The sequence below is a fragment of the Roseivirga sp. genome, assembly GCF_049099775.1.
Lineage (GTDB): Bacteria > Bacteroidota > Bacteroidia > Cytophagales > Cyclobacteriaceae > Roseivirga.
In genome coordinates this window covers 104,927-122,195 of record NZ_JAGDZM010000013.1, presented here as the reverse complement: position 1 = coordinate 122,195, position 17,269 = coordinate 104,927, and the positions used below count along the sequence as shown (strand labels likewise).

The 17,269-nt window shown below is 38.7% G+C and carries 15 protein-coding genes; 11 read left to right on the top strand and 4 right to left on the bottom strand.

Going from position 1 to position 17,269, the window contains the following annotated elements; translation table 11 throughout:
- The first annotated feature begins 15 nt into the window (after positions 1-15).
- Both JXQ92_RS17665 and JXQ92_RS17660 read left to right on the top strand, forming a co-directional pair.
- The gene (locus JXQ92_RS17665; protein WP_421987970.1) at positions 16-1,077 is read left to right on the top strand and encodes a hypothetical protein; all 1,062 of its coding nucleotides are present in this window, start codon (positions 16-18) and stop codon (positions 1,075-1,077) included.
- Positions 1,078-1,098: 21 nt separating this feature from the next.
- A complete protein-coding gene (locus JXQ92_RS17660; protein WP_421987969.1) occupies positions 1,099-1,497 on the top strand; it encodes a hypothetical protein in 399 nt (132 codons plus the stop codon).
- Here JXQ92_RS17660 and JXQ92_RS17655 read toward each other — a convergent pair.
- Positions 1,487-2,593, bottom strand: a complete 1,107-nt coding sequence (locus tag JXQ92_RS17655) for a serine hydrolase domain-containing protein (protein ID WP_421987968.1) — start codon at positions 2,591-2,593, stop codon at positions 1,487-1,489. The two genes, JXQ92_RS17660 and JXQ92_RS17655, sit on opposite strands and share 11 nt — an antisense overlap.
- A gap of 209 nt (positions 2,594-2,802) precedes the next feature.
- On the opposite strand from JXQ92_RS17655, the gene JXQ92_RS17650 reads away from it, so the two are divergent.
- On the top strand, positions 2,803-3,603 hold the full coding sequence (locus JXQ92_RS17650) for a sensor histidine kinase (RefSeq protein WP_421987967.1): 801 nt from the start codon (positions 2,803-2,805) through the stop codon (positions 3,601-3,603).
- Positions 3,600-4,295, top strand: a complete 696-nt coding sequence (locus tag JXQ92_RS17645) for a LytR/AlgR family response regulator transcription factor (RefSeq protein ID WP_421987966.1) — start codon at positions 3,600-3,602, stop codon at positions 4,293-4,295. The genes JXQ92_RS17650 and JXQ92_RS17645 overlap by 4 nt, the downstream gene beginning before the upstream one ends.
- Positions 4,296-4,310: 15 nt before the next feature.
- Here the strand turns inward: JXQ92_RS17645 and JXQ92_RS17640 are convergent, their stop codons facing one another.
- On the bottom strand, positions 4,311-4,538 hold the full coding sequence (locus tag JXQ92_RS17640) for a hypothetical protein (RefSeq protein WP_069835897.1): 228 nt from the start codon (positions 4,536-4,538) through the stop codon (positions 4,311-4,313).
- A gap of 186 nt (positions 4,539-4,724) precedes the next feature.
- Here JXQ92_RS17640 and JXQ92_RS17635 point away from each other — a divergent pair, with 186 nt between their 5' ends.
- The 4 genes from JXQ92_RS17635 (at position 4,725) to JXQ92_RS17620 (ending at position 10,903) form a co-directional block, all read left to right on the top strand.
- The gene (locus JXQ92_RS17635) at positions 4,725-5,084 is read left to right on the top strand and encodes a nuclear transport factor 2 family protein (RefSeq protein ID WP_421987965.1); all 360 of its coding nucleotides are present in this window, start codon (positions 4,725-4,727) and stop codon (positions 5,082-5,084) included.
- A gap of 184 nt (positions 5,085-5,268) precedes the next feature.
- Positions 5,269-6,399, top strand: coding sequence for an efflux RND transporter periplasmic adaptor subunit (locus JXQ92_RS17630; RefSeq protein ID WP_421987964.1), 1,131 nt, complete (start codon positions 5,269-5,271; stop codon positions 6,397-6,399).
- Between the two features lie 3 nt (positions 6,400-6,402).
- Positions 6,403-9,591, top strand: coding sequence for an efflux RND transporter permease subunit (locus tag JXQ92_RS17625; protein ID WP_421987963.1), 3,189 nt, complete (start codon positions 6,403-6,405; stop codon positions 9,589-9,591).
- Complete coding sequence (locus JXQ92_RS17620; protein WP_421987962.1) at positions 9,584-10,903, top strand: TolC family protein; 1,320 nt, start codon at positions 9,584-9,586, stop codon at positions 10,901-10,903. Before JXQ92_RS17625 ends, JXQ92_RS17620 begins: the two co-directional genes overlap by 8 nt.
- 2 nt (positions 10,904-10,905) lie before the next feature.
- Here JXQ92_RS17620 and JXQ92_RS17615 read toward each other — a convergent pair whose 3' ends face one another.
- The gene (locus JXQ92_RS17615) at positions 10,906-11,826 is read right to left on the bottom strand and encodes an SRPBCC family protein (protein WP_421987961.1); all 921 of its coding nucleotides are present in this window, start codon (positions 11,824-11,826) and stop codon (positions 10,906-10,908) included.
- Between the two features lie 323 nt (positions 11,827-12,149).
- Between JXQ92_RS17615 and JXQ92_RS17610 the strand changes: the two genes are divergently transcribed.
- The 3 genes from JXQ92_RS17610 to JXQ92_RS17600 are packed head-to-tail and all read left to right on the top strand — an operon-like array spanning position 12,150 to position 15,991.
- Positions 12,150-13,307, top strand: a complete 1,158-nt coding sequence (locus tag JXQ92_RS17610) for a helix-turn-helix domain-containing protein (RefSeq protein WP_421987960.1) — start codon at positions 12,150-12,152, stop codon at positions 13,305-13,307.
- 60 nt (positions 13,308-13,367) lie between these two features.
- Entirely contained in the window at positions 13,368-15,728 is a 2,361-nt protein-coding gene (locus JXQ92_RS17605; RefSeq protein ID WP_421987959.1) for an ABC transporter permease, read from the top strand.
- A 29-nt stretch (positions 15,729-15,757) separates the two neighbouring features.
- A complete protein-coding gene (locus JXQ92_RS17600) occupies positions 15,758-15,991 on the top strand; it encodes a DUF3820 family protein (RefSeq protein ID WP_421987958.1) in 234 nt (77 codons plus the stop codon).
- Between the two features lie 4 nt (positions 15,992-15,995).
- Here the strand turns inward: JXQ92_RS17600 and JXQ92_RS17595 are convergent, their stop codons facing one another.
- On the bottom strand, positions 15,996-17,147 hold the full coding sequence (locus tag JXQ92_RS17595; RefSeq protein ID WP_421987957.1) for a serine hydrolase domain-containing protein: 1,152 nt from the start codon (positions 17,145-17,147) through the stop codon (positions 15,996-15,998).
- Positions 17,148-17,269 lie beyond the last annotated feature (122 nt).

The window sequence follows — 17,269 nt, the reverse complement described above, 5'->3', positions numbered from 1 at the left end:
CCTTATTTTCATTATATGAAAACACACCTGAGTCTTATTTTAATCATTGCTTGCCTTTGCTTTGTCAGCTGTACCCCTGATGACACCATACCAACGGAATCACTTTATGTAGTCGGTTTGGTTTATGATGATGTAAGTCAGACTGGCATGGCCGCCTATTGGCAAAACGGAGTTCAAAAGATCATTCCAGGATCAGAACGCGTCAGGCCAATTAGTATTGACATTATAGATGGTCAAATCAATATAACTTGGCTGACTTTTGAACAACGAGATAACAGATACTTCAACCTGATACAGGTATGGAAAGAAGATGGAACAATTACTGATATCAATACCGAAATTTCAACATTTGGCATTGATGCCTTTGAAGCGAATAACGACCTATATGTCGTGGGTATTGAACGTGAAAGTGATATTACCCCGGGTAGACCTGTATATTGGAAAAATGGAATTAAAATAGCCTTACCAATGATGCCTACCGGCTACGTTCAAGAAGTACAAGAAATGACGCTCCGGGGAAATGAGGTAGTCGGTGTGGGCTCGTTTCACAGTACGGATGGGTTCATCAGACCGCTTATTTGGGAAAACGGCACAGTGCAAGAACTCCCACTAGGAACATATGAAGGTGGGTCGGCCAGCTCAATCTCTATTGATGATGGCATTACCTATATCGGTGGATCTGTATATGATCGTGAAACTGAAAGAGAGTATATGGCCATTTGGACAAATGGGGAATTAGAGGTAATCGTTACCGACGAAGAGTATCGACGTATTGGGATTACCAAAATGAGGGTTGTAAATGGCGACAGAGTTTATACTGGATGGAAAGTAGATTACAACCGTCTTTATGAAGCATTTTACTATGAAGCTGGAGAGAGAGTTATCCTAAGCAATGACCCTGAAAATGTGAACTATTTAATCGACGAATTAATATTCGATGGTAGAAACATCATCACTATGGGACAATCGAATTCCTTTAGCCGTGATTTGCCAGCCTACTCTTTCTCTATAAATGGTGTACATCAAACGCTTGCAGGTTTACAAGCTACTTGGATCAACGATGTACTTCTGCCATAAAATGATAATTAACTATTCTTAATGAGTGATTTGATTACGATTACCACTATTTCAAATGATGGACTGGGTAAATCTTGTTTCGGTCATCGGCAATACCCTACTGACTTAAAAGGTGGAATGACGTTAACGGATAGAATCGATGCTTTAAATTTTAGGATCAGAGCCAGTGAGCCCGGCTATTCAACGGATTACCATGTCGCCGGAGACCCAACCCTAATAATTGTACAAGAAGGCACCATCAGAATCACTATCAACAATGCCGATCACCGAGACTTTCAGCCTGGAGAGATGTTTATAGCTGAAGACTTCCTATTGAAGAATGAAGACTTTGATAAGAACCTCCATGGACATAAGGCAGAAGTATTAGGTGAACGGCTTTTCAAGGCCGTTCACATTAAGTTAAGTTCTATTACCGGCTAGACTTTTGTTTCCACATCACCCATTGCCTCATTGTACTGATAGCCACATCTTTGCCTAAAGACCCATTTGTGAGCATAATTAGTCCACTATTATCAGTAAAATCGAATAAGAAGGCCGATTCCCACCCGTCATTAGAACCTGCATGTCCCACCATTTTAACAGGCCCCATCGGTAAAGTCATGTATCCCAAACCATAACGTCCTTTAGTAACAGGAAGTGGCTGCCGCATCATGGCTATTTCTTCATTGGTAAGCACTGCACTACCATCAAAAGTAGCTTGAGCAAACTTGATTAGATCTTCCAAATTAGTATGTAGTCCAGCGGCGGCTTGAGCAGTAAATCGCTCTAAATATATCGCTTCACCCGCTTCATTATATCCTGTTGCCGATTTTTTAAGCGTCTTCCTGTCAATATCAAATGTGGTACTAGACATTTTCAATGGAATGAACACTTCCTGTTTCATAAATTTCTGGAATGACAAGCCGCTCACCTCTTCTATCATTAGCTGTAAAATAGTGTAGCCTCCTCCCGAATATTTGAACTCAGTTTGAGGATCAAGAATTACCTCAACCTTTTCGTCAGCACGACTCTCTCCGGAGAGAGATGCTTCTAGGGATGGCAATTTTGCATTTGGGTTATAGCCTTCATAGCCATGAACGGACAGACCGGCCGTATGACTCAATAATGCGCGAATTGTAACCTTCTTTTCATCAAAATCCGACTTTGGAAGTTTCCATTGGGTCAGATAGGTTTCCACAGGTTCGTCTAAAGAGACCTTTCCTTTTTTTACTAGGCTCATGACTCCCCAAGCAGTAAAAAGCTTAGAGATAGAGCCAATATTGAAACCTGTTTTTTCGTTGACAGCCGTTTTAGTAGACACGTTGGCATAACCAAAGCCATTTTGAAAAACAACTTTGCCCTTATCAAATACGGCAATAGCCATACCTGGGACATTTTTTGAGGCCATTCGATTTGGAATTTCCTCTTTCAGAGAACTGGACAAAACGCTGAAATCTGACGTATTTTGAGCTTGAAGATTTAGGTTTTGTAGGGTAATTAAGAATATGATTAAATAAGCGATTCGAGAAATTGACATGTTTTATTTTTTTGATGTTCAAAAGCCGAACCTAGCCTTCCATCGCAACATGTTTTTCTAATCTTGACCAACACCAATAGATAAATGATGAACAATGACATTTAGTCAATAAATCCTGTTCATCACGGATTTAAGTGGTTTGGACATAAAAACAGTTGGATTGGCAAGTCCAAATTGTGTGAGATAAGGCGAAGTACTAAATTGGCGAAATGGTTAACTGGCTCAGACAATATATTAAAGGCATTATTACTGTAGCGATTCTTTTCGTTTCAGCTATAGCCATGACAAAGCTCAAGTCAGCCTATGAAATGAGTCGTAACTCGAACTTAGAAAATCAATTTAAGATCGCTCAGCTCATTTTTTTCCTAACCATTGGTTATATCATTTTCGATTACTTATTCAAAAAGTGGTCAGCCTATAAGGCACTAAAGCAAGCGCATAGTCAGGCACAACTCGACTTATTAAAGAGTAAAATGGATCCACATTTCTTCTTTAATACGCTCAACAATCTTTATGGCTTAGCCATTGAAAAGTCTGATGAGACAGCTCCAATAATCCTGAAACTATCGGATGTAATGCGCTATACTATTTACGACGGTGCTAAAAATCGTGTGAAGCTTAAAGACGAACTTGCACACTTAAAGCAATACATAGAAATCCATAAGATCAGGTATAAAAAAAACGTGTCTATTGACCTTCAGGAAACCGTTACCAATCAAGACCTTGAAATTGCACCTTTACTATTCGTGAATCTGCTTGAAAATGCTTTTAAACATGGCATTGAGAGTTTAATGGACGATGCTTTTGTCGATATTGAAATTCAGGCTTCCAATCATCAACTTGAATTTACTATTGAAAATAACTACGTTAAAAATGAAAAGGGTGAATCGGGTATGGGCTTAATAAACCTGAAGCAAAGACTACAACTCATTTACCCAAAACAACACCAACTTGAAATAGCAGCGAATGAAACCACTTATAAAGTAGCTTTAAACATTTCAATTGCATGATTAACTTTTTGATAATTGACGATGAACCTATCGCTCATAGGATTATAGAAGGCTATGCTAAAGAATTAACATGGATGCATAAAGTTGACAATTGCTTCAATGCAATGGAAGCCATTAGTGTTCTTCAGGAAAAACAAATTGACTTAATATTTCTGGATATTAATATGCCCCAGTTATCCGGTTTCGACTTACTTAAAACCCTTTCCCACCCTCCAAAAGTGATTGTAACTACGGCTTATCAAGAGTTTGCTTTAGAGGGGTACGAACTCGAAGTGACAGATTATCTGCTCAAACCCTTCTCTTTTGAAAGGTTTATCAAGGCCATTAATAAAATTAATGTCAGTAAGACACTGGCCAGTTCGTCTGTTTCACAAACCAGTGAGCCTGAAAGTATTTTTATAAGAGAGGATAGAAGATCTCGACAAGTCTGGTTGTCAGACATACGCTATATAGAAGCCTACGGCAACTATTGCAAGGTATACTTAGAATCGGAAATGATTATAACGCCTGAAAAGATATCAGACTTTCAAAAGATACTTCCTTCAACCACATTTTTGAGAACACACAAATCTTTCATTGTGGCTAAAAATCACATCAATGCTATTGAAGGAAGTAAAATAAATATTCTTAATAGGTTTATTCCCATAGGACAAACCTACGCTAACACAATCAAAAAACTTTTGAAAAGTTAGCTAGTAATGGCTCGCTTAGGTTTTCTTACCTGCGTTTTTACCATCTACCCATCTGCCGGCGCGAACTTCACCTAAGTAAGTTACTGTCTTACTTCTTTCGTACTGACGGATAGCAAATTCCATATCCGCTTTAGTATCACGTCTGATTTTAACACCAGAGCTAGATCCTTTACTTCTTACATCTAAATAAAACCCCTCTTTTAAGGTAGGTGGTTTAGTGGCCGGTCTTCCCTTTTTCTCCATCTATTGTTTTTCTACACTTTAAAAATGCACCTGAGTAAATCTCAGTTGCCGAATGTGCAAAAGGTAATAAAAATTAGGTTTAGATCATCGTCAGAAATGAAAATCTTGAAAGAACCATTGAATTTGAACAATTCGTGCACTAAATATCTTTAATAAAGCATGACTTTCCTGAAACTATTAATACTTATGAGCCTGAACTTTGCCCAAAGCCCCGAACAGATTGTTCAAAAACAACTGGACACTTATAATGCACGAGATATTGACGGTTTTATGGCTGTTATGGACAAAGAAGTAACATTATTCAACTTTGCCGACGGTCAACAAATCGCGAGCGGCGAAAAGGAGGTCAGGGCGCTTTACACCAACTTATTTGAAAAATCACCCGAATTGAATTCAGTTTTAAAAAACAGAATGGTGCTAGGTCAGCAAGTCATAGATCATGAATTAATAACTGGTAGAATGGGAAGTAGAGACGCCATAGAACTAGTAGTGATTTACGAGGTGAAAAAAGAAAAAATATACCGGATTACAGTCATGAGAAAGTAACGCTATTGATAAAAAGAATTGACCTTCCCTACCCTTATAAAGCCACTTAAAACTTAATGCCATTTTAGCTTAAACTATTTGGTCTTTTTCGACTCCCATTCGTATAATTTTCGACAAAAAAACAGAAAAACGCTGAACATTTTACACATGAAATGCATTGTACATTTCAGCGAATAAACAAACCATGGTAAGAAAGATTATTGGAGTCGTTTTAGGACTCATTTTTTTAGTAGGTGCAGGCTATGTATCGAAAACACTTATCGATAATAACAAACGGGTAGCGAGAGAAGTACCCAAAACCATTAAAACCGTTTTCACCCAACCTGTTCTCAATACAGATGTTCCGATAGTGGTAAAAGCTAGCGGAAATTTGGTGGCTTCAAGAAAAATTGAGTTGTTCTCTGAAGTGCAGGGCATTTTCAAGGAAGCTGACCTTCCATTTAAGGCTGGACAGACCTATGAAAGTGGTCAAGTGCTTTTAGATATTGACAGCAGAGAGTTCTACACCAGCCTGTTAGCGCAGCGCTCAACGCTTTATGACATCATCACTGGCATGATGCCCGATTTGAAGTTTGACTATCCTGATTCTTTTGATAACTGGGAAGCTTATCTCCAAAACTTCGATTTAGATAAAGATCTGGCTGAATTACCAGAGCCAATCAATGACAAAGAAAAATACTTTGTAAACGGAAAACAGATTGTTACTACTTACTACAACATTAAGAACTTAGAAGAGAGGTATCGTAAATACGAGATTTCGGCACCCTTCAGTGGAATTCTTACCGAGTCCTTAGTTAATCCTGGCACGCTGATCAGGTCAGGACAAAAGCTTGGGGAATTCGTTTCGATGAATGACTTCGAACTAGAAGTTGATGTAAACCAAGAATACATCGACATTTTAAGAGTTGGTAAACGGGTAGCCTTAGGCGATTTGAATAGCTCAAGAACGTGGCAAGGCATTGTAAGAAGAGTGAACGGGCGTTTAGATCAGAGTACACAAACTGTGAAGGTATATATAGGAGTACAAGGAAAAGGACTCATTGAAGGAATGTATCTGGAAGCAAATATTGCGGCCCGTTCTGAAAAAAATGCTTTAGAAATACCTAGAAATCTCTTGAACAACCAATCTGAAATATTCGCTGTTGAAGATGGAAAAATCACTACAAAAACTGTTGAAGCAGTTTACTTCACGGATAAAACCGCCATTGTTAGGGGCTTGAAAGATGGTACAAAAATCATCAGTAGACCTCTCCCAGGAGCATATAATGGCATGTTGGTAAAAATTGCACCTAGCGCTAGTAACGTAGAAAAATAAACGATGAGAAAACTTATCTCCTACTTTATTAAGTATTCTGTGGCAGTGAACATTTTAATGTTCGCCATAATCGCCTTCGGTATTTTCGGTGTACTTAAAATGAAATCTTCATTCTTTCCGCTGAATGAATCGAAGATCATCAATGTATCCATCACCTACCCTGGTGCTTCGCCGCTTGAGGTGGAAGAAGGAATTGTTTTAAAAATTGAAGATAACCTGAAGGGTGTCGTTGGAATTGACCGCGTAACATCTGTGAGTAATGAAAACTCAGGGACAATTTCTGTAGAAATTGAGAAAGGTCAGGACATTGACCTAATGGTTCAGGAAGTAAAAAATGCAGTAGATCGGGTGCCTTCCTACCCTAGTGGCATGGAGCCTTTAGTGGTTAATAAAACGGTTAGTGTGCGACCTACAGTGTCTTTTGCCTTAAGTGGTGAGAAGATTCCTTTAATCACGCTAAAAGCAATTGCCCGTGAGATTGAAAACGATTTAAGAGGTATAGAAGGTATTTCTCAGGTGGCCATCAGCGGATACCCTGCTGAGGAAATTGAGATTGCCGTTCGTGAGAAAGACTTACTCGCTTTCAACCTCACATTTCAGGAAGTAGCACAAACTGTAGCCAGAGAGAACATATTAGTATCTGGTGGTAATATTAAAACTGATATTGAAGAATACTTGATTAGAGCAAACACTCGATCATATCTAGCGAATGAACTAGATTTTTTAATTGTTAGAGCAGATCCTTCTGGTAATGTAATTCGCCTTAAAGATATTGCCGACGTTCGCGATCGTTTTGCTGAAAGCCCGAACGCTAGCTTTTTTAATGGCGAAGTTTCAGTAAACATCAGCATCAGCAATACCAATGATGAAGATTTGCTTTCAACAGCAGAAAACGTTCGAAATTATGCAGAAGAGTTTAATCAGCGATACACCAATGCTCGATTAGATATTGTAAATGATACATCTATAAGTCTTTCACAAAGAACTTGGTTACTGATAGAGAATGCAGGTATGGGCGTTGCCTTGGTACTGATATTCTTATCTCTATTCTTGAACACAAGGCTGGCCTTTTGGGTGGCCATAGGTATTCCAGTTGCCTTTTTAGGCATGTTCATCTTTGCGCCTGGTTTGTCTGTAACCATTAACATTCTCTCACTATTCGGAATGATCATCGTGATCGGAATTCTGGTAGACGATGGAATTGTAATCGCCGAGAACATTTATCAGCATTATGAGAAAGGAAAAAACAGAGTACAAGCGGCTATAGATGGTACGATGGAAGTTGTCCCGCCTATTGTTTCTGCCATACTAACCACCTTATTGGCCTTTAGTACCTTCCTTTTCTTAGACGGAAGAATTGGCGAGTTTTTCGGTGAAGTATCAGTAGTTGTAATATTGACTCTATCTGTTTCTTTAGTCGAAGCACTCATCATTTTACCAGCACACATTGCCCATTCAAAAGCATTAACTAAAGAGAACCCGAAGAAGAAAGTAGGCGGATTAAACAGAGTCTTTAGCAAATTAAGAGAGGTCAATAAATTCGGCGATAAAATAATCAGTGTCCTTCGAGATCGAATCTATGCTAAGTTCTTGCGTTTTGCCTTAAAAAATCGCTTTCTAACCTTAGCAATAGCATTTTCTATACTAATACTGACTATAGGTGCGATTGGTGGCGGCATGGTTAGAACCACTTTCTTCCCACAAATTGCCAGTGATCAGGTGAGCATCACCTTGAAAATGCCAGAAGGCACAAGTGTCAACATCACTGACTCAATTCTTACGGTAATAGAATCGAAGGCTTGGGCTGTTAATGACGATTTTACAGCTAGGCAGACCGATAATCGCCAAGTGATTCAAAATGTGATCAAACGACTTGGCCCAGGGACTGGAAATGGTTCATTGAGCATAAATTTACTTCCAGGGGAGCTTAGAGACTTTCCATCGACAGATATTGGTAATGCCATCCGTCAATCCATGGGGCCGGTCTATGGTGTAGAAGCGCTGACTTATGGCGGCGGTAGAAACTTTGGAGGCAGCCCTATTTCAATTTCGCTTTTAGGAAGTAATATTCAAGAGCTGAAGGCGGCCAAAGCTGAATTGAAAACCACAATGCAGAACAATGCATTACTTAAAGACATTACCGATAATGACCCGTTAGGGATCAAGGAGATCAATATTGTATTGAAAGAAAAGGCCTATTTAATTGGCTTAAACACGCAAGATGTAATGTCTCAAGTACGAAACGGTTTCTTTGGGTTTCAAGCACAACGTTTCCAGCGAGGACAAGATGAGATTCGCGTATGGGTACGATATGATGAAGAAAATCGGTCTAGCCTTACTAGACTTGATGAAATGAAGATCGCTACACCTGATGGTACGCGAGTACCATTTGCTGAAATAGCCAATTATAGTATTGAGCGTGGTGATATTTCTATAAACCATTTAAATGGACGAAGAGAGGTTCAAATCTTGGCGGATTTATCCGACCCGTCAGAAAGTGCACCAGATATACTTGCCGATATTAAGGAGAATGTAATGCCCGCTATACTATCGCAATACCCATCTGTTACGGCACTGTTCGATGGACAAAAGAGAGAACAAAACAAATTACTCGCCTCTGTGAATACAGTTGTTCCTGTGGTGATTATTCTCATTTACATGACAATTGCTTTTACCTTCAGATCTTATGATCAACCCCTCCTATTATTGCTTTTAATTCCATTGAGCTTAATTGGGGTTGTTTGGGGACATTACATTCATGGGTTCCCGATAAACATACTTTCATGGTTAGGCATTATCGCCCTGATCGGAATTATGGTGAATGATGGACTGGTCTTGATCGGCAAGTTCAATAGCTACCTTCAAGATGGCATGACCTTCGATGTGGCTTTGTATGAAGCCTCTAAGTCGCGTTTTAGAGCAATCTTCTTAACGTCGCTAACCACAATCGCGGGACTTGCTCCGCTAATCTTCGAGACCAGTAGACAAGCCCAATTCCTCATTCCAATGGCCATATCAATAGCCTATGGTATTGGGGTAGCCACAGTGTTGACTTTGGTTATTTTGCCGATCTATTTATCACTAGCGAACAATTTAAAGGTAGGCGCTAAATGGCTAGCAAGCGGTGAAAAAGTACCTAAGGAACAAGTAGAAAGAGCCATTATCGAATTAAAAACCGAAGTTCATGATTAAGAAGAGCTTTATTATTTTTTGCCTATGCTTAGGCCTTAGCCTTCATTTAGAGGCGCAGCAATCTCTTTCAAAAGCGGAAGCCATCAGGCTAGTAATGGAGAACAATTTTGATATTCGTTTGTCGAAGAATGACATCAAAATCGCTGAGAACAATACCAGTATTCTGAACTCAGGATACTTACCAACCTTGAATGGTACAGCTGGGGTAACCTACAATAGCGAGAGTATTACGGCAGTATTTCGAAGCGGAGACCCAACTGATGTTAGTGGTGCTAAATCTGACAACAGAACGGCGAATCTAAATTTGAACTACGTGCTCTTCGATGGTTTTAACAGAAAATATAACCTCGAACGAAATAAAGAAAACCTGAATATTGCTCAGCTCAATGCGAAAGCTACTTTAGAGACTACTTTATTCAACTTGTTCAATGCCTATTATGACGTAGCAAGGAATCAGTTGCAAGTGGAAAGCTTAAAAGAGACACTTGAGATATCCAAAGAACGCCTAGTGAGAACAAGCTATGGTTTTGAATATGGGCGAAACACAAGGTTAGATGTATCGAATGCCGAGGTTGACATCAATAATGACAGCATCAACTTTTTGAATGCGGTACAAACGCTCGGCAATGCGAAGCGTAACTTAAATCTGGTATTGGCCAACAGCATTGGTGATGAATATGATGTTGATACAACACTCCTATTCCAGAATAATCTTCAACGAGAAACGCTTGAAGAAGCACTTTCTAACGGTAATGTGCAGCTTGCACTAGCCCGTTCTGGGATTCTGATTAGTGAATATGATGAGCAAATCAATAAATCACGGTTTCTACCAACTTTAAGTCTAAATGGTGCTTATAACTATCGTTTGGGTAATAACAACCCTGCCTCATTCTTGATTTCCAGTACCACAAGAGGTGTTTCCTATGGAGCAAATCTTTCGTGGAGCCTTTTTGATGGCGGATCGTCTCAAACAGCGATCAAAAACACGCGAGTTAATAGAGATTCACAGGAACTTCTTCTAAAGCAAACAACAGAACAAATTAACCTGAACTTTGAAAACGCTTGGGCCGATTATGAAAATCGAGCTTTCAACGTAAGAGCTCAAGTAAACAATCTAAAAACCAATCAGCTTAATTTTGAGCGGACACAAGAACAATTCAAATTGGGGAGAGTCACCTCCATCGATTTTCGTACAGCACAGAGCAATTTACTCAATGCCCGTATCAACTTGATACAAGCACGATATGATGCAAAGCTTGCCGAGTTGACTTTATTTCAATTGATTGGGCAAATTCAACAAGCTACTTTCTAAGTTTACTTGATAGCGAAATGTATGTCTGTGATTAATTCTTCGGGAGATACCTCTTGTGGATCATTGACATAATGTTCGAAAGGATGAATTCCTTTAACGTGCTTGAATTCTTTGCCTCGTTTCATCGATTCTAGTGTACTCCAAGCATTACCTAAGTGCTCATAAGGCCCAATGTGACGTAATACATAGACTTTCGTAGCAGGTACTTCTCCACTGACGAATCCAGCTTCACCATTAACAGCTTTATCTACACCTAAGCAAGCGGTATAAGATACTTGACGTTTTACCATATCCCACTTATGATAAATGCAGAATACATCCCCAAAGGCTGTACCTTCATTGGCCGATTTATAAGCATGTAATTTCCCGAAATCAGCTCCCATTTGGTCACCAATTTTCTCCATAGTACATGTAGAATTAACACCGATATATTTTGTGCCAGGATAGTTGGACTCTCCTTTAAATTCAAGTTTAGATTTTATAGCACCGTCTTCGACATATTCTTTTAACAGATTGAGCCCTCTTTCATAGTCCATTCCTACAAAAGCTTCCATCATCTTCTTCATCCAAAACATGAAAAAAGGTAAACTGCCATCCATGTACCAAGTCACCTTACACCCTTCAGCTTCAGGCTTAATTTCAAATCTTACTTTAGACTGTGATTTCCATGGTGTCAGAAACTCTAAGTCATAATCAATAGATTCATTGGCCACTTCTTTAGTAACCGCCATATTTCCTTCACCGGTTCTCTTTCCTTTCCATTCATAATATTTTGCATCCTCTCGAATGGTCACTTTTACACCCGGTTCCATGATTAACCATGGTGACCATGCTGACCAGTGATTAAAATCGTTAAGAATTGAGAAGATTTTCTCAGCTGATGCATTGATATGCTTCGATCGTTGAATGTTAGTTTGTGGCATAGTTTAAAAAATTTTGGACAATGAAATTAGGTAAATCAATAGAATTCTAAAAACCCATAATTCATTAACTGACTATATCACAAGCCTTTCACTCTAATTCACAAAAATCTTTACGATTCATAAGTTAATTTATTTGGTGTGCGCTAAACCAAACTGACACCCTCCTCAAATGCCTGCGTTCTTCATTTAGGTCAAGTAAGTCTATAAGAACTCTATCTAATGCCAAGAACTCAAGAAATGGTGTGATTAATTCTTTTTTTTTAACGACAGCATCTATTGATTTTAATCGTCGGGGACAATGGCGTATATTTTGAATTGAAAATATGAACGCGGTTTTTTATATAGGCATTTTTCTCTCAGGGTTTTTGTCTCTTCTCATTTTCACTAAGCGAGAAAATTCATCCCACGATTATATACTAGTCAGTTGGCTCAGTATTAGTGCGCTTATGTTGTTTTCATTTTACTATGACTTTAATTATTCCAGCAGAAGTTTTGAAGCGATACAGCTCGTTGCTATGGTGCTGCCTTTAGCCGCCGCCCCCCTGCTTTACTTTTATGTTTGCGCCTTAGTGAAAAATGAAAAGTTTAGGTTAAAGAGGTATTTGGCACACTTCATTCCCTTTGCTTTTATTGGCGGATCAATGCTCTATTTCTACTTTAACCTAACTGATGATCAGATGTTAAAGGTAGATGAGGGTTTTATCATGATGTCAGGCATATCGGCATTCCAACTCAAATATTACGGAATGATTATGGCATTTTTCAGTCTAATTTACCCCTGCTTGAGTCTCTATTTACTATTCAAGCACAAGCAAAAGATTGAAGGGGAATTTTCTAACCTAAATGGCGTAGATATGGCGTGGCTTAGAAACTGGATTATACTTTCTTTAGTTGGCTTTTGGTTCAGTTTTGCTATTATTTGGTCCGGTTCTTTTCAATGGATCGATTTTACAACATCGTTCAAATCTGTAGCTTTTATGATCACGATCAACATCGGCATAATTGGCTTCTTTGGTTTAAAGCAAACTAGTATTTTCATAAGTCAACCTAAGGTCTCGGACGGTTCAGCTTCTTTAAAAGTTACCGAACAGAAGTATCAAAATTCTAAATTAGACCAGTCTACTTCCAGCGAAATACTATCTAAGGTCACTGATCATATGACTCTGGCTAAACCGTATTTAGATACGCAGTTAAGCCTTGAAACTTTAGCCAATCAGACGGGATTGGGCAAGCATGAACTCTCTCAGGTTATTAATGAACAGCTGGGAATTAACTTCTTCACGTTTGTTAATCAATACAGAGTTCAGGAGTTTAAAAACATGCTAAATGACCAGAAATTTGCTCATTATACGATACTAGGCATTGCTTTAGAATCAGGTTTTAATTCTAAAAGCACATTCAATAGCATATTCAAAAAACTGGAAGGGAGTACGCCAGGTACCTATAAAAAGAGCTTAATGGAGTCTGATAACATGTCCTAACTTATCAATTCGGACGCTATTATATGGCCTAAGAACCACATTTGAGAAAACTCAAAAATTATGTGGTCAAATTACATCCTTACTTCAATTAGAACACTCGGCAGAAACAAGGTCTTTGTCGGTATTAACCTTTTATCAATTGCACTAGCCTTTTCATTGTGCACTATCGCCTACTTTAACGTGCAGTACAATCGCGATTTCAACAAGGTTTTCTCAGAGGCACAATACTTGTATAAAATCAACAGTGTAATTGATACAAGTAGTCGAAGAATTCAAGGGACTACTCCACTTCCCCTATCCGAAGCTATTACAAAAGACTTCCCAGAAGTTTATGGTTTAAAATATCAGCAAGAACAGGCTACTGTTAAACTCGGAGATTTAAAATTTCGAGAATCAATCAGTTTTATTGACGATGAGTTTCTGTCATTTTTCAAACTTGAAGATGTCAATGGTCAAGCTTTAAAATTCAATACGCTCAATGAGACCTATTTAACAAAAGAACTCGCCATTAAGTACTTTGGCGAAGATCAAGCCATAGGGAAAGTCTTAAAAATACCTATAGACGACCAGAAAAGCCTCACTTTAAAGGTGGTCGGCCTTTTGAAAGACTACCCCGAAAACATAAGTTTTCGATTTAATCTTCTGGTGCCTTTTGAACAGTATATGAACATTAATAACCTAGAAAAAAATGATTGGTCCAACTGGATTGATGGTACTTTCATTTATACTAAAACACTAGATATAAGTACTTTTACCGAAGCTATTTCGAATTATATAGCTCATCAAAACAGTGTAAATAAGGGACAAGAAATCTCAGGCTATCAAGTGGACTCGATACTGGCATGGCCAGCGTACGAAAACAGTATTGAGAAATCTAGCTTCGTCAGTTATTTACACCCAGCATCGGTTCTAGGCACGCTTTCTTCAGCCATTGCAGTCTTGCTTTTAGCGATCTTCAATTTCATCAATAGTAGCATAGCCATTTCCCAACGCCGACTTAAAGAGATCGGCATGCGAAAAGTACTTGGAGGACGGAATCGCGATCTGCGAATTCAGTTTATGACGGAAAGTCTTTTTCAAATTCTTATTGCGCTTTGCCTCTCAGTAGTCATTACTCATTTTTTATCGAAGGCCTACAATGCCATGTTTCCATTTGAAATAGTGGAATTCAGTCGGGTAAGTTTGCTTCCATTTATCGGCCTAATGACTACTTTATGGATTATAACTGGTTTTTTAGCGGGTATATATCCTGCTTTTTATGTAAGTAAATTCAAGTCAAATGAAATTCTAAAAAACAAGGTTCGATTTTCTAAAAAGAATCTTTTCATGAAAGTATTACTGACTTTTCAACTGATGGTTTGCATATATAATGTATTCTCATTGATAGTTTTCGTTGAAAACGCGGCTTATCAAAAAACCTTGGATCGTGGTTATGTAGTTCATCAGGCTATTAACATTCCAATCGAAGGGCATGATCAGTTTGAACCCCTGAAAGCTGAATTAGAGGCCATTCCTTTTGTAGACCAAGTTACAGGCACCGTCGATCCAATTGGATTCAGTAGTAAGAACCAGACTATCGATCATTTAGGAATGCCTTATGATGTGGCTACACTTCGAGTGGGTAAAGGTTATTTAGAAAGTTTAGGCGTACGATTAGCTCAAGGGGAGTTTTATGGTGAGAATGAAGGCGCAAATGAGCAACACGTGTTGGTCAATAACATGTTTGCAGATGGAGTCGAAGGTGATATTCTGAATCAATGGATTCTGTTAAACGATCAAAGGTTTAGGGTTATCGGTATAGTAGATGATTTTAATCTGAAGCCTATTATGTTGGATAATAAAATTCAACCTACAGTAATTTTCGCAGCAAAATCCACTGAATTTACCCATATCAATGCATTTATTAAAAATCAAGATGTAGAGGTTGCGCTGGTCACCGTGAGAAGTGCTTGGAATAAATTATTTCCAGAGCGGCTTTTTTTAGGATTCCCTCAGGCAGATGTACTCGGGGCTATAAAAGAAACGAATAAAATCATGGTAAGCATCAATGGTTTTGTTGCTTTAATTACGCTTTTAATATCCACTTTAGGGCTTTATACCATGGTTTGCCTCAATATTCAACGACGCCTTAAGGAATTTGGTATTCGTAAAGTATTAGGTGCTCCTTTAGGTCAAATTCTAATCTTAATTAATAAAGAAGTGCTTTATATGCTTGCAATAGCTAGTGTTCTGGGGCTTGTTCTTGGTCACTTTGTCATCAATGTTATTTTAGATATTGTCTATGCTTATCATAAAGAAATTCTTCAAGCTAATTATGTATGGCCAGTACTCATTTTATTGGCTATTGTAGGGCTAGCTATTGGCTATAGGTCTTTCGTTTCTGCCAAAGAAAATCCTGTTCAGCAACTTAGATTAGAATAGCTTCATCAAGATTTCTATTTTTGACTTGAATGGAAGCTAAAGCAAACGGAGAGATTCTTAAACAACTGGTAGTTGTAAAAATGCCTTTTGGTAAATACAAAGGGAGAACGCTTTGCGATCTCCCGATATCTTATCTTGAATGGTTTGCCGGAAAAGGATTTCCTCCTGGCAAGCTCGGCATGCAGCTTTCTACAATTTATGAAATAAAACTGAATGGGTTAGAGCACTTACTGGATAGGCTTAAAAACTACCCAAGACGGTAATCAATTACATCGCTGCTCTTACTCGCTTTACCATCTCCCCTATCTTATTAGGCTCTAGCCATCGGGTCACGATTACAAGATCGTTCTGCTTATCTACTACTATAAAATTACCACCAAATCCTGCTGCGTAATAAATAGATTCATCTTCTACGCCTTCCCACTTTCTTCTGCCTTTATTTAACCACCAAAGGTAGCCGTAGCTCTGATTGGCCTCTGATGAAACTTGAACCTTTTCCACCCATTCTTTTGAAATCAGCTGCTTCCCATTCCAGTTACCATCATTCAGAAAAAGTAAACCAAATCGAGCATGATCCATAGCGCTAATAAAAACACCTCCTCCTGAATGCCCTCCACCTGTGACAGATTGCATTTTCACGCCATCTACATTTACCCAAGAATTTTCGTAGCCATACCATCGCCAAGTAGTAGATGCACCAATTGGATCCATAATATGTTCTTTTAACACTTGCGGCAGTGGCTTTCTCCAAACTTGTAAAAGTGAATAGGCTAAAACATTAACGCGTACATCGTTGTACTCCATAACCGTACCGGGTTCAACTGGTTTTTTGAAACGCCAATCATCTAAACCACCGCTTCTTGGGGGTCTATCCGCCCAATCTTGTAGACCAAATAGTTCTCCTGACCAGGCTGAAGATTGATTTAACAGGGTGTGCCATGTCACTTTGCTATTATGTTCACCATCGTAAGTACCATCCCAAACGTAGTCGGCTACTTTATCAGTTGTACTTCTGATCAATCCTTTGTCTATGGCAAGTCCAGCGGTAGTAGATAGGTAGCTTTTGGTCACACTGTGTGTCATATCCACACGGTTTACATCACCCCACTGCGCTACGATATATCCACCTTTTAAAATCACACCAGCAGGACCTCCTCTTTCTCTCATAGGTCCTAAAATTTCATGGTAAGGTTCACTTCTAAAGCCAATTAACGATGCAATTCTAGAATCTTTTGATCCAGAATATTCATTGGCTTCTGCATAGGCTACAGCTTCCGCTAAAACTTCGGCATTTACACCTAGTGATGATGCCTCTTTTGTTTCCCATTGATTTCTAGGAGGGAAATATGACTGGGCCATGGTATAGCTCAGGCAAAAAAACAGTAGAACACAAAAGGTAAGTGATTTGGTATACTTCATGGTATATAATTTAAAGCGATATAAATACTTATCGGTGGAAATTCAAGAGAAGCTTTATGAATGGGTTAAAATAAGAAAGGAGGCCATGACACCTCCTTTCTACCTAATCAAAAACATGATAG

What these genes read in the sequence shown, in the direction of transcription:
- JXQ92_RS17640 (WP_069835897.1), bottom strand. Translation starts at nt 4,538, where the DNA reads ATGGAGAAAAAGGGAAGACCGGCCACTAAACCACCTACCTTAAAAGAG.
- JXQ92_RS17635 (WP_421987965.1), top strand. Translation starts at nt 4,725, where the DNA reads ATGAGCCTGAACTTTGCCCAAAGCCCCGAACAGATTGTTCAAAAACAA.
- JXQ92_RS17655 (WP_421987968.1), bottom strand. Translation starts at nt 2,593, where the DNA reads ATGTCAATTTCTCGAATCGCTTATTTAATCATATTCTTAATTACCCTA.
- JXQ92_RS17650 (WP_421987967.1), top strand. Translation starts at nt 2,803, where the DNA reads ATGGTTAACTGGCTCAGACAATATATTAAAGGCATTATTACTGTAGCG.
- JXQ92_RS17630 (WP_421987964.1), top strand. Translation starts at nt 5,269, where the DNA reads ATGGTAAGAAAGATTATTGGAGTCGTTTTAGGACTCATTTTTTTAGTA.
- JXQ92_RS17660 (WP_421987969.1), top strand. Translation starts at nt 1,099, where the DNA reads ATGAGTGATTTGATTACGATTACCACTATTTCAAATGATGGACTGGGT.
- JXQ92_RS17610 (WP_421987960.1), top strand. Translation starts at nt 12,150, where the DNA reads ATGAACGCGGTTTTTTATATAGGCATTTTTCTCTCAGGGTTTTTGTCT.
- JXQ92_RS17605 (WP_421987959.1), top strand. Translation starts at nt 13,368, where the DNA reads ATGTGGTCAAATTACATCCTTACTTCAATTAGAACACTCGGCAGAAAC.
- JXQ92_RS17595 (WP_421987957.1), bottom strand. Translation starts at nt 17,147, where the DNA reads ATGAAGTATACCAAATCACTTACCTTTTGTGTTCTACTGTTTTTTTGC.
- JXQ92_RS17600 (WP_421987958.1), top strand. Translation starts at nt 15,758, where the DNA reads ATGGAAGCTAAAGCAAACGGAGAGATTCTTAAACAACTGGTAGTTGTA.
- JXQ92_RS17615 (WP_421987961.1), bottom strand. Translation starts at nt 11,826, where the DNA reads ATGCCACAAACTAACATTCAACGATCGAAGCATATCAATGCATCAGCT.
- JXQ92_RS17620 (WP_421987962.1), top strand. Translation starts at nt 9,584, where the DNA reads ATGATTAAGAAGAGCTTTATTATTTTTTGCCTATGCTTAGGCCTTAGC.
- JXQ92_RS17665 (WP_421987970.1), top strand. Translation starts at nt 16, where the DNA reads ATGAAAACACACCTGAGTCTTATTTTAATCATTGCTTGCCTTTGCTTT.
- JXQ92_RS17625 (WP_421987963.1), top strand. Translation starts at nt 6,403, where the DNA reads ATGAGAAAACTTATCTCCTACTTTATTAAGTATTCTGTGGCAGTGAAC.
- JXQ92_RS17645 (WP_421987966.1), top strand. Translation starts at nt 3,600, where the DNA reads ATGATTAACTTTTTGATAATTGACGATGAACCTATCGCTCATAGGATT.